This window comes from Caulobacter ginsengisoli, from assembly GCF_030814835.1.
Classification (GTDB): domain Bacteria; phylum Pseudomonadota; class Alphaproteobacteria; order Caulobacterales; family Caulobacteraceae; genus Caulobacter; species Caulobacter ginsengisoli.
Genome location: NZ_JAUSVS010000012.1, coordinates 117,189 through 139,417, shown reverse-complemented (window position 1 = coordinate 139,417; position 22,229 = coordinate 117,189). Strand labels below are relative to the sequence as shown.

General features: G+C 69.0%; 25 protein-coding genes. 12 read left to right on the top strand and 13 right to left on the bottom strand.

Going from position 1 to position 22,229, the window contains the following annotated elements:
* Positions 1–296: 296 nt before the first annotated feature.
* Positions 297–752, top strand: a complete 456-nt coding sequence (locus tag QO010_RS21980; protein ID WP_307352735.1) for a GNAT family N-acetyltransferase — start codon at positions 297–299, stop codon at positions 750–752.
* Here QO010_RS21980 and QO010_RS21975 read toward each other — a convergent pair.
* The 4 genes from QO010_RS21975 to QO010_RS21960 all read right to left on the bottom strand — a co-directional run bounded on the left by QO010_RS21975 (position 749) and on the right by QO010_RS21960 (position 3,949).
* Positions 749–1,201, bottom strand: a complete 453-nt coding sequence (locus QO010_RS21975; protein ID WP_307352734.1) for a VOC family protein — start codon at positions 1,199–1,201, stop codon at positions 749–751. The two genes, QO010_RS21980 and QO010_RS21975, sit on opposite strands and share 4 nt — an antisense overlap.
* An 18-nt stretch (positions 1,202–1,219) precedes the next feature.
* Entirely contained in the window at positions 1,220–1,906 is a 687-nt protein-coding gene (gene phoB, locus QO010_RS21970) for a phosphate regulon transcriptional regulator PhoB (protein ID WP_307352742.1), read from the bottom strand.
* A gap of 2 nt (positions 1,907–1,908) precedes the next feature.
* Positions 1,909–2,598 carry a phosphate signaling complex protein PhoU gene (gene phoU / locus QO010_RS21965; protein ID WP_307352733.1) on the bottom strand — a complete coding sequence of 230 codons (690 nt, stop codon included), beginning with the start codon at positions 2,596–2,598 and terminating at the stop codon, positions 1,909–1,911.
* Positions 2,599–2,731: 133 nt separating this feature from the next.
* Positions 2,732–3,949, bottom strand: a complete 1,218-nt coding sequence (locus QO010_RS21960; protein WP_307352732.1) for an ATP-binding protein — start codon at positions 3,947–3,949, stop codon at positions 2,732–2,734.
* Between the two features lie 176 nt (positions 3,950–4,125).
* Here QO010_RS21960 and QO010_RS21955 point away from each other — a divergent pair, with 176 nt between their 5' ends.
* Together QO010_RS21955 and QO010_RS21950 are read left to right on the top strand one after the other, a co-directional pair.
* A complete protein-coding gene (locus QO010_RS21955) occupies positions 4,126–7,587 on the top strand; it encodes an autotransporter outer membrane beta-barrel domain-containing protein (RefSeq protein ID WP_307352731.1) in 3,462 nt (1,153 codons plus the stop codon).
* A 471-nt stretch (positions 7,588–8,058) separates the two neighbouring features.
* Positions 8,059–8,343: a SemiSWEET family sugar transporter gene (locus tag QO010_RS21950; protein WP_307352740.1), complete on the top strand. Its 285-nt coding sequence runs from the start codon at positions 8,059–8,061 to the stop codon at positions 8,341–8,343.
* On the opposite strand, the gene QO010_RS21945 is transcribed toward QO010_RS21950, so the two are convergent.
* Complete coding sequence (locus QO010_RS21945) at positions 8,315–8,788, bottom strand: hypothetical protein (protein WP_307352730.1); 474 nt, start codon at positions 8,786–8,788, stop codon at positions 8,315–8,317. The two genes, QO010_RS21950 and QO010_RS21945, sit on opposite strands and share 29 nt — an antisense overlap.
* A 158-nt stretch (positions 8,789–8,946) precedes the next feature.
* Here QO010_RS21945 and QO010_RS21940 point away from each other — a divergent pair, with 158 nt between their 5' ends.
* A complete protein-coding gene (locus QO010_RS21940) occupies positions 8,947–9,738 on the top strand; it encodes a WecB/TagA/CpsF family glycosyltransferase (RefSeq protein WP_307352729.1) in 792 nt (263 codons plus the stop codon).
* Between the two features lie 48 nt (positions 9,739–9,786).
* Here the strand turns inward: QO010_RS21940 and QO010_RS21935 are convergent, their stop codons facing one another.
* Positions 9,787–10,968 (bottom strand): elongation factor Tu, encoded by a 1,182-nt coding sequence (locus QO010_RS21935; protein WP_307352727.1) that lies wholly within the window; start codon positions 10,966–10,968, stop codon positions 9,787–9,789.
* A gap of 570 nt (positions 10,969–11,538) precedes the next feature.
* The gene (locus QO010_RS21930) at positions 11,539–12,696 is read right to left on the bottom strand and encodes an MFS transporter (protein ID WP_307352726.1); all 1,158 of its coding nucleotides are present in this window, start codon (positions 12,694–12,696) and stop codon (positions 11,539–11,541) included.
* A gap of 187 nt (positions 12,697–12,883) precedes the next feature.
* Here QO010_RS21930 and QO010_RS21925 point away from each other — a divergent pair, with 187 nt between their 5' ends.
* Positions 12,884–13,705 (top strand): hypothetical protein, encoded by an 822-nt coding sequence (locus QO010_RS21925; protein ID WP_307352725.1) that lies wholly within the window; start codon positions 12,884–12,886, stop codon positions 13,703–13,705.
* A 47-nt stretch (positions 13,706–13,752) separates the two neighbouring features.
* Here the strand turns inward: QO010_RS21925 and QO010_RS21920 are convergent, their stop codons facing one another.
* Complete coding sequence (locus tag QO010_RS21920; RefSeq protein WP_307352724.1) at positions 13,753–14,721, bottom strand: SDR family oxidoreductase; 969 nt, start codon at positions 14,719–14,721, stop codon at positions 13,753–13,755.
* A 52-nt stretch (positions 14,722–14,773) separates the two neighbouring features.
* Here QO010_RS21920 and QO010_RS21915 point away from each other — a divergent pair, with 52 nt between their 5' ends.
* Entirely contained in the window at positions 14,774–14,989 is a 216-nt protein-coding gene (locus QO010_RS21915) for a DUF5961 family protein (protein WP_307352723.1), read from the top strand.
* Between the two features lie 3 nt (positions 14,990–14,992).
* Here the strand turns inward: QO010_RS21915 and QO010_RS21910 are convergent, their stop codons facing one another.
* From QO010_RS21910 to QO010_RS21900, 3 genes are all read right to left on the bottom strand, one after another.
* Complete coding sequence (locus QO010_RS21910; RefSeq protein WP_307352722.1) at positions 14,993–15,319, bottom strand: plasmid stabilization protein; 327 nt, start codon at positions 15,317–15,319, stop codon at positions 14,993–14,995.
* A 30-nt stretch (positions 15,320–15,349) separates the two neighbouring features.
* On the bottom strand, positions 15,350–16,009 hold the full coding sequence (locus tag QO010_RS21905) for a BON domain-containing protein (protein ID WP_307352720.1): 660 nt from the start codon (positions 16,007–16,009) through the stop codon (positions 15,350–15,352).
* Positions 16,010–16,160: 151 nt separating this feature from the next.
* A complete protein-coding gene (locus QO010_RS21900) occupies positions 16,161–16,877 on the bottom strand; it encodes a Crp/Fnr family transcriptional regulator (RefSeq protein WP_307352719.1) in 717 nt (238 codons plus the stop codon).
* A 473-nt stretch (positions 16,878–17,350) separates the two neighbouring features.
* Between QO010_RS21900 and QO010_RS21895 the strand changes: the two genes are divergently transcribed.
* The 6 genes from QO010_RS21895 (at position 17,351) to QO010_RS21870 (ending at position 19,444) form a co-directional block, all read left to right on the top strand.
* On the top strand, positions 17,351–17,467 hold the full coding sequence (locus tag QO010_RS21895; protein ID WP_307352718.1) for a hypothetical protein: 117 nt from the start codon (positions 17,351–17,353) through the stop codon (positions 17,465–17,467).
* A gap of 7 nt (positions 17,468–17,474) precedes the next feature.
* Positions 17,475–17,723, top strand: a complete 249-nt coding sequence (locus QO010_RS21890; RefSeq protein ID WP_307352716.1) for a hypothetical protein — start codon at positions 17,475–17,477, stop codon at positions 17,721–17,723.
* 6 nt (positions 17,724–17,729) lie between these two features.
* A complete protein-coding gene (locus QO010_RS21885) occupies positions 17,730–18,794 on the top strand; it encodes a sensor histidine kinase (RefSeq protein WP_307352715.1) in 1,065 nt (354 codons plus the stop codon).
* Between the two features lie 117 nt (positions 18,795–18,911).
* Entirely contained in the window at positions 18,912–19,049 is a 138-nt protein-coding gene (locus tag QO010_RS21880) for a hypothetical protein (RefSeq protein ID WP_307352714.1), read from the top strand.
* Complete coding sequence (locus QO010_RS21875) at positions 19,046–19,249, top strand: hypothetical protein (protein WP_307352713.1); 204 nt, start codon at positions 19,046–19,048, stop codon at positions 19,247–19,249. The genes QO010_RS21880 and QO010_RS21875 overlap by 4 nt, the downstream gene beginning before the upstream one ends.
* 3 nt (positions 19,250–19,252) lie before the next feature.
* Positions 19,253–19,444, top strand: coding sequence for a hypothetical protein (locus QO010_RS21870; protein ID WP_307352711.1), 192 nt, complete (start codon positions 19,253–19,255; stop codon positions 19,442–19,444).
* Positions 19,445–19,635: 191 nt separating this feature from the next.
* Here the strand turns inward: QO010_RS21870 and QO010_RS21865 are convergent, their stop codons facing one another.
* Together QO010_RS21865 and QO010_RS21860 are read right to left on the bottom strand one after the other, a co-directional pair.
* Positions 19,636–20,040 (bottom strand): VOC family protein, encoded by a 405-nt coding sequence (locus QO010_RS21865; protein WP_307352709.1) that lies wholly within the window; start codon positions 20,038–20,040, stop codon positions 19,636–19,638.
* Positions 20,041–20,143: 103 nt separating this feature from the next.
* Entirely contained in the window at positions 20,144–22,066 is a 1,923-nt protein-coding gene (locus QO010_RS21860; RefSeq protein ID WP_307352707.1) for a PAS domain-containing protein, read from the bottom strand.
* Positions 22,067–22,229: the final 163 nt, after the last annotated feature.

Here is a 22,229-nt window from a genome sequence, read left to right as displayed (position 1 = left end):
CTCCCGTGAACGGCATCCCCAGCCTCCTTCCGAAGGCCGGAAAACTGTCACGGATGTCCCCGAACGCTTGTCACGGATGTCTCCGGTCCAAACAGATGGAGGAGGGGCAGGGGTGGTGGTGTGCGCTCGGGATTTGGGGGAAGGGTGCGGGGTGGCGACCACGCCTCCCTGAGCGCTTCCAGAAACGCTGTGCCACCACCACCATCCCCGCCCTTCCTCCATCGAGGAGGAAGGGAGAAATAATCCGTCTTCCACTGTGACTCGCCGCCTGTACGTTAAGACCGTAGACAACCCTCATGCCCCTCACCATCCGCCCCGCCCGCTTCGCCGACCATGACCAGTGGCTGCCGCTGTGGGACGGCTACAACGCCTTCTACGGCCGCGCCGGCGAGACCGCCCTGCCCGCCGAGATCACCGCCACGACCTGGGCGCGGTTCTTCGACGAGGAGGAGCCGATGTGGTGCCTGGTCGCCGAGCAGGACGGCCGGCTGGTCGGGCTGGTCCACTACCTCTTCCACCGCAGCACGACGAAGATCGAGCCGACCTGCTACCTGCAGGACCTCTTCACCGACGCCGCCACGCGGGGCAAAGGTGTGGGCCGGGCGCTGATCGAGGGGGTCTATGCGCGGGCCTCGGAGGCCGGTCTTCGATCCGTCTACTGGCACACCCACGAGACTAACGAGACTGCCATGCGGCTCTACGACCAAGTGGCGGTGAACGGGCGGTTCTGGGTCTATCGGCAGGCCGTCTAGCGGCCGATCCAGCCTTTCACGGTCGCCATGGCCCCTTCGCTAGGCGTCGTCCCCGCCCCGGTCGGAGGGGTGGTGATTTCCAGGATCACCCCGGAGGGGTCGGCGAAATAGAGGCTGTGCTGGCCGCCGTGGTCCTCTTCCCAGAAGTCGTGGCCGGCCGCCTGCAGGCGCTCGCGCCAGCTGTCCTGCTCAGCCAGCGTGTCGACGGCCAGGGCGTAGTGGCGGGAATCGGCCGGCAGGCGGGTCTCATCCGGCGGCTGCGCGCCGCGCAGCACGACCAGCACGATCTCGCGGCCGTCCTGAAGCCCGAAGATCATCATCAGCCAGTCGAAGCCGCCCCAGTCGTCGCCCTCATGGGCGGCGATCAGCGGCAGGCCGAGCAGGCCGCCGTAGAAGTCCAGCGTGGCCTGGGCGTCGTAGGCCCGGATGACGACATGGTCGAGGCGCATGCCCCGAGCCTCGCGCCGTTAGCCCTCGAGGTCCAGCGCGTAGCCGGCCGAGCGCACCGTGCGGATCGGGTCGGGCAGCTTGTCGCCGTTCAGCGCCTTGCGCAGGCGCCCGATATGGACGTCGACCGTGCGGGCCTCGACATAGACGTCCGAGCCCCAGACCGCGTTGAGCAGCTGCTCGCGGGAAAACACCCGGCCGGGATGCTGGATCAGGTGGTCGAGCAGGCGAAACTCGGTCGGGCCCAGATGCACTTCCTGCCCAGCCCGGCGGACGCGGTGCGAGACCCGGTCGACCAGGATGTCGCCATGGTTCAGCCTGTCGTCCGCCAGGCCCGGCCGGATGCGGCGCAGCACCGCGCGGATGCGGGCCAAAAGCTCGGTCATCGAGAACGGCTTGACCACATAGTCGTCGGCGCCGGTGTCCAGGCCGCGGACCCGGTCGGTCTCTTCGCCCCGGGCGGTCAGCATCAGGATCGGCAGGTTGCGGGTCTCGGCCCGCTGGCGCAGGCGGCGGCAGACCTCGATGCCGCTGACCTTGGGCAGCATCCAGTCCAGCAGGATCAGGTCGGGGACCTCCTCGTCGGCGCGGATCAGCGCCTCCTCGCCGTCACCGGCCACGGCGACGCGGTAGCCTTCCTTCTCCAGATTGTACTGCAGCAGGGTGGCCAGGGAATCCTCGTCCTCGGCCACCAGGACATAAGGAATGCTCACGGCACGCCCTCAAGCTTGGGCCGCTGGTCGCCCAGCTGGGTCCCGGTGTACTCGTAATGGACGATCTCGGCGATGTTGGTGGCGTGGTCGCCGATCCGCTCGAGGTTCTTGGCCACGAACAGCAGGTGGGCGCCGCCGGTGATGGTGCGCGGATCGCCCATCATGTAGGTCAGCAGCTCGCGGAACAGGCTCTCATAGTGGCCGTCGATCTCGTCGTCGCGCGACCAGACCGAGACGGCGCCGGCCACCTCGCCCGAGGCATAGGCGTCGAGCACTTCCTTGAGGCGAGAGGCGACCAGCCGGCCCATCCGCTCGATGGAGCGGGCGAAGGGGGTGACCGGGTCGGATTCGGCCAGCACAAGCGAGCGCTTGGCGATGTTCTTGGCCAGGTCGCCGCAACGCTCGAGGTTGGCGGCGATCTTCATGGCTGAGACCACCCGGCGCAGGTCGTTGGCCAGAGGCTGGCGGCGGGCGATCAGGGCCACGGCGGCCCGCTCGATCTCGATTTCCAGGTCGTCCAGCACCTTGTCCCGGACGATCAGGGTCTGGGCCAGGGGCACGTCGCGGCGCACCACGCAGGTGACGGAGTCGCCGACCAGGGCCTCGGCCAGGCCGCCCAGCCGCGCCACGTCGGCGGTCAGGTGGTTCAGTTCCTCTTCGAAGGATCTGACGATGTGTTCGTTCATGTCTGCCCTGCCCGGCGATGCGGAAACGAATCAAGCCTTGCGACCCGACTGATCGACGTGTCCTGCCGGGCGTTGGCGGCCCCCATGCGACAAATCGATGACAGTTTTATAACACCGCCCGGCGCGGGCGCCCTCAGGGTTTGGACGTCAGACGGAAGCAGGCGGTGAAGGCCGTTCCATGCCCCTCGCGGCTCTCGACCATCAGGGCCCCGCGGTGGCGGTTGACGATGTGCTTGACGATGGCCAGGCCCAGGCCGGTGCCCGAGCGCTCGCCGCTCTTCTGGCCCTCGACCCGGTAGAAGCGTTCGGTCAGCCGCGGCAACCGGTCGCGGGGAATGCCGGGCCCATCGTCGGCGATGCGCAACGCCGCATAGCGGACCACATCCCCCCGCGCCGGTTCGACCAGCACGAAACGCACGGCCTTGGGATCGCGGGGCTTAAGGGCGGATTCGATCGACTCGGCGATCGAGACCTCGATCCGCACCGTCCCGCCGATGGGCGCGTATTTGACGGCGTTCTCGACCAGGTTCTGGGCCACCTGCACGATCTGGTCGCGGTCGCCCTCGACCACCGCCTGGCCGCGGGGCGGCAGGCTGGGGCTGAGCGTGACCGTCTTCTCGCGGACCAGCGGGACCAGGGCGTCGACGACGTCGGTGGCGGCCAGGGCTAGGTCGACCCGGCCGGCCGGGGCGATATGCTCGTTCAGCTCGATGCGCGAGAGCGAGAGCAGGTCGTCGATCAGCCGGGCCATGCGCTCGGCCTGGGCCTGCATGATCCCCAGGAACTTCTCGCGGGCGCCGGCGTCGTCGCGGGCATGGCCGCGCAGGGTCTCGATGAAGCCGCTCAGCGAGGCCAGCGGCGTGCGCAGCTCGTGGCTGGCGTTGGCCAGGAAGTCGGCGCGCGTGCGGTCGGCTGCGTGCAGCTCGGTCTCGTCGCGCATGGCGATCATGGCCAGGCGCTCGCCGCCGGGCAGTTCGCCGGCCGGCCGGGTTCGGACGCTCCACTGCCGCTCGCCGTCCTGGAAGGCGGCCTCGCCCGACGCCCCGAACAGCGATTCGTCGACCGCCTCGAGGATTTCCGGCCGGCGGATGGCGGCGGTCAGCCGCGCGCCCGGGGCCGCCGCCCGGAACAGGCGCTGGGCGGCGGCGTTGGCGAACACCACCCGCCGGGTCGAGCGCTGGTCCGGCAGCCCCGCCACCACGACCAGGGGATCGGGCAGGGCTTCGAGAATCGCCCGGAACGAGGCTTCGTCCGCCGAGGGGTCATTGGCTTCGGAGTCCGGCGCATCCGGCTGGATGGGCCCGAAAAGACTGCGCCACCGTGGCGGAGATGTCGCATCGGGCGGCGGCATGGCCCTCGATTCCTCTGAGTGGCGCGGCTAGAGTGGGTTCCATATGGCGCCCAAGGGGGCCTTGCGATAGACGGGTTTGACGGCCTCAAGGCCACCGAGCCTGCGGCCGACGCAATTTCGCCGCATCGCGAGGTGACGAGGGTGTCGCCGTTCAGGTTTCCGGGGTGTGTCTTCCCATGATCCGTTTGCGTCTGGCTGCTTCCGTCGCGGTCGCCCCTCTGTTGATGTTCGCCGGAGTCGCTCATGCGACGACCGACATCAGCGACACGCGCACCACCGGCGTGCAGACCGCCACGATCGGGACCGGCAACACGCCCGACAACATCAACGTCACGGCGAACGGCAAGTTCAAGCTGACCACGGACGTCGCGGCCATCACCCTGAACAGCAACAACACCGTCACCAACCTGGGTGACATCTCGACCAAGGCGGTCAACGGTTCGATCGGCATCCTGGTCCAGGGCGGCAACACCGGCAGCGTGTCCAACCAGAACACCATCACCATGGACGACGACTACACGCCGACCGACACCGACAGCGACGGTGACCTGGACGGCGTGTTCGCCCAGGGCACGGACCGCTACGGCATCAAGATCATCGGCCCGGGCGTCTTCACCGGCAACATCACCAACGCCCTGGGCGCCACCCTCACCATCACCGGCAACAGCTCCTACGGCATCTACCTGGACACCGGGCTGACGGGCGTCCTGGCCAACAACGGCTCGATCGTGATGACCGGCGACAAAAATGACGCCATCCGCATCACCCCCAATGGCGTGGTCAATGGCAACGTCAAGATCCAGGGCAGTATCGCCGTGGTCGGCGGCAATTCGCGCGGCGTGGCGATTGAGGGCGCGGTCAACGGCGGCGTGGCGCTGCAGGGCTCGGTCAGCGTGACCGGCCTGCGCTACACCACCCGCCCGACCCTGGCGACCGACCGGGCCAAGCTGGACGCCGACGACAAGCTGAGCAGCGGCCCGGCCGTGCAGATCTCGGCCAATGTCACCGGCGGCGTCATACTGGACGCCCCGCCGGCCAACCTGATCACCGACGTTTCCCCCGCCCCCACCCCCGAGGAGGGCCACCCTAACGCCAACGACGAGGATGGCGACGGCGTCCTGGACGCCAGCGAGGGCACGGGCAGCATTTCGATGTACGGCCGCAGGGAGGTCGCCGATCCCAACCATCCGGGCCAGGTCATCTACGTGCCCGGCGTGGCCCTGCTGATCGGTTCGACGACCCAGGCCGTCACCCTCGGCGTCGTGGGGCCCGACCTCACGGGCCCCTCCGACAACAACTACGGCCTGGTCATCAAGGGCGCGATAGGCGCGAGCGGCATCTATGACAACTTCGCCGCGACAGCCGTGCAGATCGGCGAGGACTTCGTCGTCCAGACCAACCTCAGCCTCCAGACCACCACCATCAACAACGGCATCCGCATCACCGGCGGCGTGGCCGCGTCGACTTACAGCGCCAATGCGACCGGCCTGCTGCTGAACGGCGGCGCCAGCACCCCGACCCTGTTCATCGACAAGGGCTTGATCAGCGCCAACACCATCGAGGCCTCGGCGCCCGGCCTGACCCCCGGCTATGACGCGACGGGCGTGCTGATCCGCGCGGGCGCCACCCTGACGAGCCTAACCAACGATGGCACGATCACGGCCAGCGCGCTCGGCGAGAACAGCGGCGCCTACGGGGTTCGCGATCAGTCGGGCGCCCTGGTCACCATCACCAACACCAGGACCATCCAGGCGGTCGCCGCCCGCACCGACGACGCTGACGACACCGACGACACCGACACCAGCGCCGACAACGAGGCGGTCGGCCCGGGCTTCGTGGCCGTGGCCATCGATGTCAGCGCCAACACCACCGGCGTCACCGTCACCCAGAAAGGCGTCGACGACGGGGACGACGCCGCCGACGGCGTCGCGGACGCCGACGCCGATGGTGATCATGTCGACGACACCGACGAGCCCAGCATCTTCGGCGATGTCCGCTTCGGCTCGGGCAATGACAGCTTCCTGGTCCAGAACGGCACCGTCGACGGGACCATCTCGTTCGGCAACGGCAACGACCAGCTGATCATCTCCGGCACCGGCGATGTGTTCGGCGACGTCACCCACGGGACCGGGACCTTCAAGATCGACGTCGACAACGGCGTCCTGACCCTGACCGGCACCTCGGTGATCGCCGGGACCGACTTCCACCTGGGCGGTTCGGACTCCCAGCTGGTGATCACCGCCGATCCCCAGGCGGTCGGCCAGAAGAACTCGCAGCTGAACTTCACGACCGCCACCCTCGACGCCCAGTCGAAGCTGGGGCTGCGGCTGACCAGCCTGATCACCAACTTCACCGACGCCGACCATGACGGCGTGGTCGACAATGCCGTCTTCACCGTCATCCATACCGCCACGCCCGGCGGGCTGACGGTCGGGGCCGGGGTCGATGGCGGGCTGGTGTCGGGCGACACCCCCTTCCTCTACAAGAGCGCCGTCAAGGTCGACGCCGCCGCCGGCGACGTGAACGTCCAGCTCACCCTGCGCACGACCGCGGAACTGGGCCTGAACGCCGAGGGCGCGGCCGCCTTCAACTCGTTCTACACCGCCCTGAACGGCGACTCCGGGGTGACCGACGCCATTCTGGAGCAGACCACCCAGAAGGACTTCCTCAAGCTCTACAACCAGTTCCTGCCCAACCCGGGCGAGGGCATCTTCGCGGCCCTGGACATGACCTCGCGCGCCGTCGGCCGGATCATCGCCGACCGGCCGGACCGGGCCGAGCGCTATGGGCCAGACAGCCTGTGGATCCAGGAGGTCAACGCCGACGTCATGCGCGACGCCGGGGTGGGCCTGGGTTCGGACACCAAGGCGTTCGGCTTCGTGGCCGGCTATGAGAGCATGGGCGATGACGGCGGGGCGCTGGGCGCCACCCTGGCCTATGTCACCGCCGAAGAGCATGACAAGGACGCCCAGGTCGGCGAACAGGTCTCGGTCTCCAACGTCGAGGCCAGCGTCTACTGGCGCAGGGCGATCGGCAACTGGGTGTTCGCGGCCCGCGGGGCCGGCGGCTATGTCTGGTTCGACGGCGACCGCCGCTTCGTCTATCCCAGCGCCGCCTCGACCACCTCGGTGCTGCGCGAGTATGACGCCGGCTGGACCGGCTACACCCTGGCCGCCAACGCCAGCGCCTCCTACGAGGCCCGGTTCGGCCGCTTCTACCTGCGGCCGCAGATCAACTTCGACTATTTCTACCTCAACGAAGAGGGCTACAGCGAGACCGGCGGCAGCAACAGCCAGCTGGGCCTGATCGTCAACAGCCGCACCTCCAACCGCTTCTCCGCCTCGGCCGAACTGGCCTTCGGCGCCACCTTCGGCCGCGACCTGTGGTGGCGTCCGGAAGTCCGCCTGGGCTATCGCCAGACGGTGAACGGCCAGATGGGCGACCTGACCGCCCAATTCCAGGGCGGCGGCGGCTCCTTCCTGCTGCCCGGCCAGGAGCCGGACGGCGGCGCGGCCATCCTGGCCCTGGCCCTGAAGGCCGGCACCGCGATGAGCTACGTGGCCGTGCAGGGCGAGGTCGAAGCCCTCGACAGCGAGACGCGCTACAACCTGCGCCTCGAAGGCCGGATGATGTTCTAAGGCGACGGCCCGGCCCTTCGGGGCGGGGCGTCTGCTGATCTGCTGGATCGCGCCGTGAGGCGGCGAAGCCGCAAAGAATTTGACCACGAACAACAAGGACGGGCGGGCCCGCGGGCCAGCGCCGTGGGATTCTGGCGGCCTTAAGGTTTAAACGCGAACAACGCGAACAGCGCGAACGGGCCCGCGCTGAAGGAGCCATCTCGTCCCCGCCGTCAGTTGAAGAACAGGGCTTCGCCCGAAGGGCTCTCATTGGGACCGCAGGTGGGAGACTGGCTCCCGTTCGCGCTGTTCGCGCTGTTCGCGTTTAACCCCTTGCGGGCAGCCAAGCCGCACCGACCTCACCAGGCCCACCCGTCCGTGTTGTCCGTGTTGTCCGTGGTTGAATCCCTACTCTCGGCGCAGCCCGCACAGCGCCCGACGCGAACCCCCTCCCCTTCCAGGCGTTGACGCCCAAGGCCCGGAGGATTTCCGCTGCAAACCCCATCCATCGTCGATCTGGTCGGATCGGCCGCCGCCCTGTGCTCGATGACCAGCTTCACGCCGCAGATCTTCAAGATCTGGCGCGAGAAGCACGCCGACGACGTGTCGCTGCGGATGTTCCTGCTGACCGTCACCGGCTTCGTGCTGTGGACGGTCTACGGACTGCTCAGCCACAGCTGGCCGGTGACGGCGAGCAACGCCGTCTGCCTGGGGCTCGCGGCGGTGATCCTGTTCCTGAAGCTGAAGTTCAGCCGGCGGAAGCGCGAGTCGGCCTGACCCAGAGCGACAGGACCAGGCCCAGGATCAGGGCCAGCAGGAAACCCAGATTGATCAGCAGGGCGACGCTGATCCCGCCCTCGCCCGACGTCGCCACCGGATGCAGCAGGAACAGCAGCTTGCGGCCGACCTGCTCGAGCAGCAGCAGCAGGAAGACGATCGGGACCATGGTCCGGTAGCGGACCAGCGCCAGGATCGCCAGCAGGGCCAGCAGGGCCTGGCCCAAACCCCAGACGGCGAAGAAGACGATCACGGTCTGGGCGGCCGCCGGGTCGTAGCTATCCAGCGGAATGTGATCGACGGTCGCGGCCACGAAGGCCGGCTGGATCATGCAGTTGACGCCCATGGCCAGCTTCATGGCGGCCAGCAGCCCTAGCAGCCAGAGGGCCGGGAGCCTGCCGCGATAGGCATTGTCGAGCCGGGCGGGAAACGGATTGGCGAACATGGCGTGCGGGCTCCCCGGACGATGAGGCCGGCAGCTTCCCATGCCCCATTCTCCACCGCCATGATCGCAGGACTCACCGGCGTGGCCTGAAAACCTTCATCCCCGCTTAACCACGCTCCTCAACCCCGCCGAAAGCGGCGCCGTGCCACGCTGACGGCATGACCAGCCAGACCGCCCAGAATTCGACCTCCGTTTCGACCGGCCGCCTGCGCCTTCTGGGTGGCGAGGTGGACGCGGTGACGCCGGCCGAGATGCTGACGGCGGCCGAGATCTTCCTGGAGGGCGGCGGCACGGCGGTGATCGCCAACCACAACGCCCACAGCCTGTTCCTGCTGCCGCGCGCGCCGGGCCTGAAGGCCTTTTTCGACGACGCCGAGCTGGTGCAGATCGACAGCCTGCCGATGATCCTCTGGGCCCGGCTGCTGGGCCTGCCGGTCAGCCGGGGGCACCGCTCCACCTATCTGGACTGGCGCGAGAGCTTCTGGGCCAAGGCCCGCGACAATAACTGGCGGGTCTTCCATCTGGGCGGGGCGCCGGGCGTCGGCGACAAGGCCTGGGCGGCCATCACCGACCGCTGGCCGGGGGTGAATCTCGCCGTCCATCACGGGTATTTTGATCAAAGTGGCGCGGAGAACGAGGCCGTCCTCAAGGCCATCGCCAAGTTCGACCCCGACATCATCCTGGTCGGCATGGGCATGCCGCTGCAGGAGGGCTGGATCGCCGCTAACCGCGACCGCGTCAGCCGGGGCGTATTCTTCCCGGTCGGCGCCGCCTTCGACTACGAGGCCGGCGTCCAGACCGCCGCCCCGCGCTGGACCGGCCGGCTGGGCGTCGAATGGCTCTACCGCCTGGCCTCGCAGCCCAAGCGCCTCGCCTGGCGCTACCTGGTCGAGCCCTGGTTCCTGGCCCCGGCCATGCTGGCCGACCTGAACGCGGCGATGAAGCGGTAAGCCCCCGACCCCGGTCGCCCGGGATCGGGAGCCTTTCTCACGACATACCTAGGCCACCTCGGTGACCAGGCCGGCGCCGACCGTCTTGCCGCCCTCGCGGATGGCGAAGCGGACGCCGGGCTCGATGCCGACGGGCTTGGTCAGCTCGAAGGCGATCTCGGCCTGGTCGCCGGGGCTGACGCTCTCGCCGTCCTGGGTGATCAGGACGCCGGTCACGTCGGTGACCCCGAAGTACAGCTGCGGCCGGTAGCCGGACGGGAACGGGGTATGGCGCCCGCCCTCGGCCTGGGTCAGGACGAAAATCTGCGCCCGGCCCCTGGTGCGGGCGGTGATCGCGCCCGGGGCGCTGAGCACCTGGCCACGGGTCACCTCGTCACGCTTCAGACCGCGGAGCAGCAGCCCCACGTTCATCCCCGCCCGGGCCTCCGGGACGTTCTTGCGGAACGCCTGGGTCCCGGTGACGATCACCTCGGCCCCGCCGTTGTCGAGACCGACGATCTCGACCGCGTCGCCGACCTTGAGCACCCCGCGATCGACCCGGCCGGAAACCACCGTGCCGCGGCCCGGGATGGTGTGCACCCCTTCGATGGGCATCAGGAAGGGCCCGTCGAAGTCGCGCACCGGGTCGGGGATGGACGTGTCCAGCGCCGCCACCAGCTCGCCGATGGCCCGGACGTCGGGGTCGTCCAGGTCGCCCCGGCGCACCGCGTCCAGCGCCTTCAGCGCGCTGCCGAACACGAAGACGGCGTTCTCGTAGCCCTGAGAGGCCAGCAGATCGCCGGTTTCGAGCTGGATGATCGCCTGCATGTCCTCGCGCTCGTCGGGCGCCAGCATGTCCATCTTGTTCACGAACACCACCATGTGGCGCACGTTCACCTGGCGGGCCAGAAGCACGTGCTCGATGGTCTGCCTGGCGGCGCCCTTGGTGGCGTCGACCAGCAGGATCGCCCCGTCCATCTGCGAGGCGCCGGTGATCATGTTCTTCACGTAGTCGGCGTGACCGGGGCAGTCGATGTGGGCGTAGTGCCGGGTTTCGGACTCGTATTCCACATGGGTGGTGTTGATGGTGATGCCGCGGGCGCGTTCCTCCGGGGCCTTGTCGATCTGGTCGAACGACAGGCCCTGGCCGCCGAAGCGGGCGGCCTGCACCTGGGTGATGGCCGCGGTCAGGGTGGTCTTGCCATGGTCGACGTGACCGATGGTGCCGACATTCACATGGGTCTTAGGCATGGTTCTCTCCTGCCTGTTGGGGTCGCCGCCGGGACTGACTGGCCAAGCCAGTCTCGGCGGCAGGGTTATTGGCGCGCGCCAATGGGGGGACGGGCCTTTGCGGGGCCCGGAAACGAAAAAGGCTCGCCGGTCCGGCGGGACCTGCGAGCCAATTTCGATTGGCCTGAAGTCCCGAGGGGCTCCAGGCGATGGGGCTGGAGCCTAGAAGGCGAGCGGCGCCTCGGCCGTAAACAGCGCGCAGGCGTCATCGCGCCGCGTGGCGTTGCCCAGGAAGAGGGGGGCGGGGGCGGTCGTGTTCAGCGCGAGACCCATCGGTCTGCTCCTTGGCTGGCGGGCGAACCCGAAAAGAAAAAACCCTGGAGGCGGGCGCCTTCCAGGGTCTTTCGAGCCGGGGGAGGCGACGCCTCCCGATGACCGGAGGCCTTAGATTTCCACGCCGTACAGCGCCTCGACGCCGGCTTGCGCCGTCGTGTCAAAGGCTGGGCATTGGATCGTCGAAGGCTTCATGGGTCTCGTCGGGTCGTTGAGGGGCGGGCTGGTAGCACCGGTGTTCGGTGAGCGCAAGCGCGGCTACCGCCGGCGCACCGCCAGGAACATCAGCCCCACCCCGCCCGCCACACAGACGATGGCCAGGGCCAGGGCGCCATGGGCGTGGCCGTCGCGGACCACCACCGAGGCGGCCAGCGGCCCGAGAGCCGCCCCGAGCAGCTGGGCCCCGCCGCTGAGCACCGCCGCCCGGCGCGTCGGGTCCGCCTCGATGATCATCGGGGCCAGATAGGGGGTCATCGCCATGCCGGCGAAGCCGCTGACCGCGAAACAGGCCACGAAGATGGCCGCGCCGGGATCGGTCGCCAGGACCGCGAAGCAGGCCAGGGCCAAGGTCCCGCCGATCGGGATGATGATCCGAAAACCCAGCCGGCCCGCCAGCAGGTTGGCGACCACGGCCCCGAACACCTGCCCGCCCAGCGAGGCGCCGACCGCTGTCCCGACCACGCCCTCGCCCAGCCCCGCCTGGGCCGCCAGCGGCTGAAGATAGATCCACACCGCCGTCCCACCGGCCACATAGACCAGGGTGGCCAGCAGGGCGACCCAGCCCTTGAGGTCGGGCAGGCGCTGGCCCTCGGCGTTGCGCGGCAGGGTGGGAAAGGCGTGGGGGATGAACAGGCCGGCCCCGACGGCCAGCAGGGCCGCCGCGACCAGCACGCCAAAGCCGCCGGCCAGCGATCCGCCGGGAATCCAGCCGGCGGTCAGGGCCGAGGCGACGGCGAGCTGCACGACGGTCTGGGCGGCGAAGAAGATGGCGGCCCAGCGCTCCGGGGTCGCCTGGCGCACGATCATGCCGATGGTCACCCACAGCAGCGCCCCCTCGGCCAGGCCGGCCAGGCCCCGGGCGATGACGGCCATCTCGCCGGCCAGCTTCAGCCCGGCCAGATCGAGGCCGGCCAGGGCCAGGCCCGAGGTCACGGCCACCCAGCGCAGATGCCGCCCGTCCAGCCAGGCGCCCAGGGCCACCGTCCCCAGGCCCATGGCCAGCAGCTCGGCCATGGCCGCGCGGCCGATCTGATGGACGTCCAGCCGGCCGGCTTCAGCCAGCGCGCCCAGCAGGATGGGCTGGATGCCGGTGACCAGCAGGGCGACGACGCCCAGCGTCAGAACCGCGACGCTCTGGCCCAGCGGCAGGTCGAGGGCGAAGGCCGGCGCGGTTGCTGTGGTCGAATCGTCGCTCAAGGCGCTGGGCCCTCCCCGACTCACCCTGGCCGATCCCCCGATGGAACGGAAGCGTTCCAAGGATCGTTGCGGGTGAAACCAAGGCTGTTCTGGAGGAAACCATGGGCCGTTCCATTCTGCTTCTGCTGCTGGGCGTTCCGCTGCCCATCATCATCCTGCTCGCCCTGATCTGGCACTGAGCCCGGCCATGAGCAGCACCGACCTCACCACCGACGACTTCGCCGACGGCGATTGGCCGGCGCCAACCGTCTCCTGGGCGGCCATCGCCGCCGGCACGGTCAGCGCCATCGCCGCCACCCTGATCCTGATGGCGCTGGGCGCCGGCCTGGGCTTCGCCGCCGCCTCACCCTGGGGAGATCCCGGCGAGCACGCCGGCGCCTTCGCGGTGATGACCGGCGTGTGGATCATCATCACCCAATGGCTGGCCTCGGGCCTGGGCGGCTACATCACCGGCCGGCTGCGCGAGCGCTGGGTCGGGACCCATACCCATGAGGTGTTCTTCCGCGACACCGCCCATGGCCTGGTGACCTGGGCGACCGCCACCGCCATCGTCGCGGCCCTGACCGTCTGGGCGGGAGTCGGCGGCGGCAGCGCCGCGGCCAAGGCGGCGGCCGCCGAGCTGGCGACGGCGCACCTGGCCTACGACGCCGACGCCATCTTCCGCTCGCCGACCGGCGACAGCGCCGCCCTGGTCGTGGCCCGCAATGAGGCCAGGACCATCCTGGCCACGGCGGCCAGCGACGGCCAGATGTCGCCTGTCGACCGCGACTACCTGATCGCCTCGGCCAGCGCCCGCGCCGGGATCGCCCCGGCCGACGCCGCGGTCCGGGTCGATGCGGCCCTGGCCCGCGAGCAGGCGGCGGCGGTCAAGGCCAGGGAAGCGGCCGACACCGCCCGCAAGGCTGCCTCGGCCCTGGGCTTCTTCACGGCTCTGTCGATGCTGATCGGCGCCTTCATCGCCTGCGTGGCGGCGGCGCTGGGCGGGCGTCAACGCGACGAGCACGTCTGACACAAGCGAGGGACATGATCGGCCGCAGGCCGCTCGTGTCCCTTGTCTCAGTAGCCGCCGACGATCGGCAGGATCTCGCCGGTGATGTAGCTGGAGAGCTGGGGCGAGGCGAGGAAGACATAGGCCGGCGCGATCTCTTCCGGTTGCGCCGGCCGCTTCATCTTCGACTGCGAGCCGAACTGGGCGACGTCCTCAGCCTCCTTGTCGGCGGGGTTGAGCGGGGTCCAGACCGGGCCGGGGGCGACGGCGTTGACCCGGATGCCCTTGGGAATCAGCTGGCCCGACAGCGAGCGGGCGAAGGCGTGGATCCCGCCCTTGGTCATCGCATAGTCCAGCAGATGCTTGCTGCCCTCCAGCCCGGTGACCGAGCCGGTCATGACGATGGCCGAGCCCGGCGGCATGTGCGGCACCGCCGCCTGGGCCATGTGGAAATAGCCGTAGAGGTTGGTCTTCAGGGTCTGGTCGAAATGCTCCTCGGTCAGGTCCGCCAGGTCCTTGGCGTGATTCTGGAAGGCGGCGTTGTTGACCAGCACATCCACCCGGCCGAAGCGGGTGACGACCCGCTCGACGGCCCCGAAGCACCAGTCGCGGTCGCGCACGTCGCCGGCCAGCAGCATGCATCTGCGGCCCTCGGCCTCGACCGCCCGGCGGGTCTCCTCGGCGTCCTCGTCGGCCGAGAGGTAGAAGACCGCGACGTCCGCGCCCTCCCTCGCGAACAGCACCGCCACGGCCCGGCCGATGCCGCTGTCGCCGCCGGTGACGATGGCCACCTTGTCCTGCAGCTTGCCCGAGCCCTTGTAGTAGGGGGCGTCGTACATCGGCTGGAGCTGGAGGTCCGCCTCGCTGCCGGGCTTGTCCTGATGCTGGGCCGGCAGGGGCGGTTCGGGATATTTCCGCGCCCCGGCCTGCATGGCGCCGAATGACTTTTCCTCGGGGGCCAGCCTGTCGGCGGCCTCGACCTGGTCCTGGATGGCGCGCTGCTGGCGGACGGTTTCTTCGGGGTTCGAATGGGTCATTTCTGAATCCGTTTGCGGGCTGGCGCGTTCCTCAAGGCTGAGGAGCCACGCCATGACCCAGTTCAATGTTCGCCCCCGCGACGACGGCCGCCACGGCCGCACCATCGAGGAGGAAAGCTTCGAGGCCGCCGCCCTCGCCTACGTCGAGGTCTGGCCGCTACCGGTGACCGACGCCGATCTGTCGGTGGTCGTCCGTGACCTGGAGAGCGGGCGCGAGCAGTGCTTCCGGGTCGACCTTGAGAGCGGCGACACCCAAGCCTGCGGCTAGTCTTCAGGCGTGGCTGGGATGGCCATGCTCGGCGTTGCGCTTGCGGGTCGCCGCGGCCTTCTTCGCGGAGGCCGAACGGTCGGCCGCCGAGCGTGAGGCCGAGGCCTTGCCGCCCTTCTCGCCGCCCTTGTGCGCGGCGGGATGACCGGTGTGCTTGCCCCGTCCCGAGCCGCCCGGCTGCTTGCCGCCGCCGTCGTCCTTGTTGACCGTCGCCCAGGCCCGGCTCTCGGCCTCCTTCCTGGAGACGCCCTTGGCCTCGTAGCCCTCGGCGATGTGGTCGGCCTTGCGCTCCTGCTTGTCGGTGTATTTCGATTTGTCTCCACGCGGCATGGCTTGCTCCTGTACTGAAAGCTGGAGGGTTCAGACCGTCGGGCCCGAGGGTGGCTGGCGGACCCGCAGGTTGTTCTGCACATGGCCGACGCCGCCGACCTCATCGGCGATGTCCTCGGCCCGGCGCTTGTCGGCCCGGCTGGCCACCGTGCCGCCCAGGGTGACCTCGCCGCCCGTGCAGGCGACCTCGATATCGCCGGCGTCGAGGTAGGGGTCCTCGGTCAGGCGATCGTTGAGATCCTCCATGATCCGCTCGTCGGTGCGGCGGAAATTCTTGGGGCCCTTGCCGCGATGCTCGCCGAACTCGCGGCGTCCGCCAGAGCCGAGCGGCGGCCCGTTGCGCTGGCCCTCGGCGCCGCGGCGATAGAGGTTGTTGAACGACTCGTCGCTGACCTGGCGGGGGAACCAGCTGCGGTCCTCGCCAGGGTCCGGGCGCCCGCGGCCGCGATAGCCCGCGCCGCCCCGACGGTCGTCGCCGAACCCCCGCGGGTCCTGGCCGTCGTCGTAGCCGCCGACCGGGGTGGCCGTGGGATGATGGCCGTAGCCCGGTCCATAGCCGCCCCGGTTCAGCGCCCTGCGGGAGGGCGGGCGTCCAGCCCGACCCAGCTCGTCGAGATCGTCGTCGCGCACATAGCGCCCATCATCGGGGCGCCCACCGTCGCGGTCATCGTCCATCCAGCGGTCCGACATGGCCTGGGTCCTTTCCCGGGATGACGGCCGGCCTCTTCCCACCGGCCCGATGCAGGCGAAAACCCGCGAACGCCGAGAGGGTTCCAGACACTAATACATTGATTTTATTGTTCTACAGCTGACGCGAACGCCCCCAGGACGAGGGTGTGGGCTAGCCGCCGCCCGGCCTGGCCGCGCCCGACGGGCGAAGGCCATCGAACAGGGTCCGGATTTCGCCATAGCATTCGCAGGCGCGGCGCTCGAGGCCCGCGCGGTCCAGGATGTTCACCTGCCCGCGGGTGTAGGCGACCAGACCGGCGGTCTTCAGCCGCGCCGCCGTGGCGCTGACGGTGGTGCGCTGGGCGCCGGTCATCACCGCCATATAGTCCTGGGTCAGCATGAAGCGGTCGCCCCCGACCCGGTCGGCGGTCATCAGCAGCCATTTGGCCAGCCGGCGATCCAGGTCGTGCAGCATGTTGCAGGCGACGTGCTGTTCGGTCTGCCGAGCGTTGGCCCGGGCGTGCCGCAGCGCCAGCCGCAGGAAGTTGGGGCTTTGCGTAAGGCGCTCGCGAAACACGGACGCCGGCAGGCGGATCGCGCTGCCGGTGATCTGGGTGAAGACGCGGCTTTTGACCGGTTCGTCGATGGCGGCGTCCAGCATGGCCACGCCGCTCTCGTGGCCGATCGTCGCGGTCTCCACGCAACGCCCATCCTCCATGACCGTAACCACGGAGATCACCGCGCTGCCGGGGAAGACCACGTGGGCTGGCATGTCGCCGACCTCGAGCACCGCGTCGCCGCGCTGAAGCGAGATTTCGAGCAGATGGGGTGAAATGACGCCCAGGTCGGCCACATCGACGGCCGCCAGGAAAGCGTTCCTGAAGTTCAAGGCGTGGCCACGTTAATCATCACGGTCCTGAATAAGCGCCTGCTCTAGACCAGTCCAATCATTTCAAGGGCACCTGATAATTAGCCACAATAAATCAGTCAACGAATTCAATAGGATGTCAGGTAGTCGACGTTATATGTTATTTATCGACATAGGATGTTTACTTCCAGACGTTGCCCACGCGCCCGGTCGATGGCCGGTGGAATAGTTCGCGAAGCTCATCCCTGGCCTGTTCCAGCAGCTTGCCGCGCCCGGCCGGCGGGGCTCAGGCCAGCAGGGTCAGGGCCCGCTCCACCGCCGACGATGGCGATGTCGAACTCGTCCTTCATGCCGATCCTTCGCCTTCGGTATCTGTCGGCTCGCAGACAAGGAATATCCTGGTCCGGGCTCTGGATGTGATAGAGCTACATACCGGCCCGCCCCCCAACACCTTCTTGGGGCTCGTCGCACCACCCGACAACGAGGAGACGGCCATGGCCAAAGGCCAGAAGAAGAGCAACAAGGAAGTCCGCAAACCCAAGGCGGCCAAGGCCGCTCCGGTCGCCGCCGCGCCCTCCTTCCTGGCGCCGCCGTCGAAGAAGAAGCCTTAGGGCCTGCATGGCCCGGGAAACCGTCCACCTGGTGCAGTGCTATGTCGCCGGCCGCGGCGCTTCATTGCGGGCGGAGCAGGCCATGGGCTGCCAGACCGCCGAGGACGCCCGCCGCAAGGCCGAGCGGCTGGCCCCGCTGCGGCTGGGGGTGGTCGCCTATTCCGCCTCGGCCGACGTCGAGATGGGCGATTATGACGAGAACCCGGTGATCCTGTTCAAGGCCGGACGGCTGCCGCCGCCCTTCGACGAGGCTTGAGCGGCGATGACTCTCAAGGCCGCCACCATCAGCCGTCTGCGCGGCATTGCCGAGGCCCAGACCCTGGCCGAGGCCATCGTCCACACCCTGCACGAGCCCTTCCTGGTGCTCGACGCTCAGCTTCGCGTGCTGGCCGCCAGCCGCGCCTTCCACGAGACCTTCCAGGTCGAGGCCGCCCAGACCGAGGGCCGGCTGCTCTATGACCTGGGCGACGGGCAGTGGAACATCCCGGCCCTGCGGCTGCTGCTGGAGACCATCATCCCCGAGCAGGCGGCCATGGACGGTTTCGAGGTCGACCATGAATTCCCGGGCCTGGGCCGGCGGATCATGATGCTGAACGCCCGCAAGGTGATCTACGAGACCATCGCCGACACCACCATCCTGCTGGCCTTCACCGACATCACCGACCGGCGCATCGTCGAACTGGAGAAGGACGAGCTGCTGGCCCGCACCGAGGACCTGCTGCGCCAGAAGCGGGTGCTGCTGCAGGAGATGGAGCACCGGGTCGCCAACAGCCTGCAGATCATCGCCAGTATCCTGATGCTCAAGGCCCGGGCGGTGAGTTCGGACGAGTCGCGCCAGCATCTGCGCGACGCCCATCAGCGGGTGATGTCGGTGGCCGCCGTGCAGTCGCATCTGCACGCCACCGAGGGGATCGACCTGATCGCGGTCGCCCCCTATCTGGAAAAGCTCTGCGCCAGCCTGGTCGCCTCGATGATCGGCGAGGACCGGCCGATCGCGATCAGGGTCATCGCCGACGACGGCAAGATCGGCTCGGCCCAGGCGATCAGCATCGGCCTGATCGTCACCGAGCTGGTGATCAACGCCATCAAATACGCCTTCCCGCAGGCGTCGCCGGATTCGGTCATCGAGGTCATCTACCGCAGCGAAGGCGACGACTGGGCGCTGGCCGTGGCCGACAACGGGGTGGGCCTGGCGGCGGTCGGCGCCGGCGGCGGCGGCCTGGGGACGGTCATCGTCCAGGCGCTGGTGAAACAGCTGGGCGCCCGGCTTGAGACCCGCAACGACGCGGCCGGCATGCAGGTTTCGATCACCCACGCCGCCGCCTAGATAATATCGTAAGCGCGGGCTTTTCGTCGCCGGAAGCGCTATGGTGCGGCGAGCCTGCCTTGACCCGCGACCTGCGGCGCCAGCCGGCCCGAAAGCCAATCGGCTTGAAAGGACTCCATGTCCGTCTTCCCGAGATTCAGCGCCGAACGCCCGCCGCCCCGGCCGGACGCCAGCCTCAACGACCCCCGCTCGACCGGCGCGGTCCGCCGTCTGCCGCCCAAGGATGTCCAGGGCCTGCGCGGGACCAAATCGTGAGCCTGCGCGCCCGCCTGATGAGCTTTCTGGGCTTCAACTCGATCACCCGGGCCGAGGTGCGGGCCGAGACCTGGGCGCTGGGCAGCCGGCACCTGGGCGAAGTGGTGGCCGGGGCGCGGCGCGAACTGCAGCTGCCCGGCCTCAGCCCGCGGCGGGGCGTGCTGCTGCGGGCGGTGATCCGCAGCCAGGGCGAATACTGACCCATGACCGCACTGAACGAGCGGCAGCGGACAGCGCTTGCCAACCTGGCCCGCAAGAAGGCCGGCGAACTGGTCGACTGGATCAACATCGCCGACGCCCGGGCCCTCACCGACCTGGGCTTCGCCGAGCGCAGCCAGGAGGGCTGGGACATCACCCCGGAAGGTGAAGCCGCCCTCAAGGCTGAACTGGGCTAGGCGCCTTCAGCCTTCACTTTTCAATGTCGTCATGGCCGGCCGAAGTGCCGGCCACCCATAGACTCGGCATGTGAGGAAGTTCTCGGCCAAACCCGCCGTCAACCGTCATCTCCGGTGTCTATGGGTGGCCGGGACAAGCCCGGCCATGACGACTTAGGAGTGGTGAGAACCCTTGGCGACCGAAACCTCGACTAGGCCTTCGGGGTCTGTCCCAGCGACCACATGAAGCCGAAGGGGTCCTTCAGCTGGCCGTAGCGGTCGCCCCAGAACATCAGCTCGACCGGCATGGCCACCGTGGCGCCCGCGTCGACCGCCCGCTTCCACCAGGCGTCGATGTCTTCGACCTGCAGGTGCAGCACCACCGCCTGGGGCGGCAGGGCCGGATGGCCGTGTTCCGGGAAGCCGTCGGACAGCATCAGGGAGGCGCCGTTCAGGCGCAGGTGGCAATGCATCAGCCGCTTGCCGTCCTGGGCCTTCATGCGGGCCAGTTCCTCGGCCCCGAACGCCTTGATGTAGAAGTCGGCGGCGGCGTTGGCGTCGCTGGGGGTCAGATAGGGGCTGATGCCGCCGGGGGGTGTGGGGGGCGGAATGTCCATGGCATGTCTCCATCATCGGCCGGGCGCTGAACGCCGGCTTCCATCTGGAAGACGATGTGGAGCAGCCGCGGCCGACAGGGCAACCCGGATTATTTTCGCGGGATCAGGCCGCGACCGCCTCATCGGCCTGGTCCAGCACCTCTTCCAGCACCGAGAGCAGTTTCTCGGCGTTGATCGGTTTGTCCAGGTGGCGGTCGGCGCCGCACTCGGCGCTGGCGGCGACGTGTTCGGGCAGGGCGTTGGCGGTCAGCATGATCACCGGGGTGCGGGCCGCGCCCAGGCCGAGTTCATGGCGGCGGATGGCGCGCACGGCGGAAAGCCCGTCCATGACCGGCATCTGCATGTCCATCAGCACGGCGTCGAACTGGCCGTCCTGGAAGGCCTGCACCGCCTCGGCGCCGTTCTCGACCGAGCAGATTTCGGCCACGCCCGCCAGCATCAGCTCGACGACCTTGCGGTTGATCGGGTGGTCGTCGGCCAGCAGGATTCTCAAGGGGCGGTCGAACTCCGCCTCCTGGGCCTCGACGGCGGCGGCGGCCTGGGCCGGACGGACCGGCATGGGCAGGTCGAACCAGAACTGGGCCCCTTCGCCCGGCTTCGAGGCGCAGTCCAGGGCGCCGCCCATCAGCTCGACCAGCTGACCGGAGATGGCCAAGCCCAGCCCGGCGCCGCCAAAGCGACGGGTGATAGAGGTGTCGGCCTGCTGGAAGCGGCCGAAGATGCGGCTCTTGTCGCTGTCGTCGAAGCCGATGCCGCTGTCGCGCACGGCGATGCGCACGGCGCCGTCGGCGACCAGGCCGGCGGTGACGACCACCTTGCCCGCGTCGGTGAACTTGACCGCGTTGCTGACCAGGTTGGTGATCACCTGACGCAGGCGGGTGGGATCGCCCTGGGCCTCGCCCTCCAGTTCCGGCGCGATCTGGACGGTGACCGACACGCCCTTCTCGTCGGCCTTCAGCCGGCCGAGCGCGGCGACCGAGCGGATCAGGTCGCCCAGGTGGAAGGGGGTATATTCCAGGCGAACGGCCCCGGCCTCGATACGGGCCAGGTCGAGGATGTCGGTCAGCAGGGTCTGCAAGGACCCGCTGGAACTGCGGATGATCTCGACCAGCTCGGCCATCTTCGGCGATAGCGGCTGGCGCGACAGCATGTCGGCCCCGGCGACGATGCCGTTCAGCGGCGTGCGGATTTCATGGCTCATATTGGCCAGGAAGGCGCTCTTGGCGCGGCTGGCCTGCTGCGCCTCCTCCAGCGCCGCCTGCAGCGACTGGGCGGCGGCCCGGCGGTTGGTGACGTCCTCGCCCATGGCCACCAGGTGGCGCGGGCCGTCGTCATCATAGGTGGCCAGCTTCTTGGTGGTGAAGTAGCGAAGTTCGCCGTCGACGCTGATCGGCTCCTCTTCCGAGATGCAGACGCTGCCGGCGGCGATCACCGCCTTGTCCTCGGCGGTGAACAGCTCGGCCTCGCTTTGCGGGAAGAGGTCGAAGGCGCTCTTGCCCAGGATGTCCTCGGCCGCCACGCCCAGCATGTCCTCGGCGGCGCGGTTGACCAGCACATAGCGGCCGTCGGCGGCCGACTTGACCAGCAGGGGGTTGGGCAACAGGTCGATGATGGTGTCGCAGAAGCTGCGGGTCTCGACCTCGGCGGTCACATCGCGCGAGGTGGCCAGCAGGCGGATGACCTGGCCATCGCCGTCGCGCACGGGCGTGACCACGGTGTCCCAGCATTTGCGCACCCCGCCCAGCGTGGGACAGATGGCGCGGAAGCTGGCCACCTTGCCGGCCCGGGCGTCGCGGACGGCGCGGTGCAGCATGTGGCGGGTCTCGGCCGGCCACAGCTCGCCCCAGATCTTGCCGCGGTGGCCCTCGTAGTCGGTGATCCCGAACAGCGCCTGGCCGCGGCGGTTCATGTATTCGATATGGCCGTCCAGGCTGAGCACACGGATGCAGTCCTGGCTGGCCTCCACGACCCCCAGGAAGTATGCGCCTACATGCTCAAGGCCCGCTTCGGACCCATGCTCTGACATGCCTTACTCCGCACCCCCGACCGCGCACAGTCGCAGGCCGTGTTGAACGAGGCGTAAACAACGGGCGCGGCACGACGACACGGTTGTGGACCATTCCGCCCCCGCCGGGGGCGGACGGCAGCACGAGGCGCGCCTGCAGCGCGCCCGATGCCCGGCCAGGTGA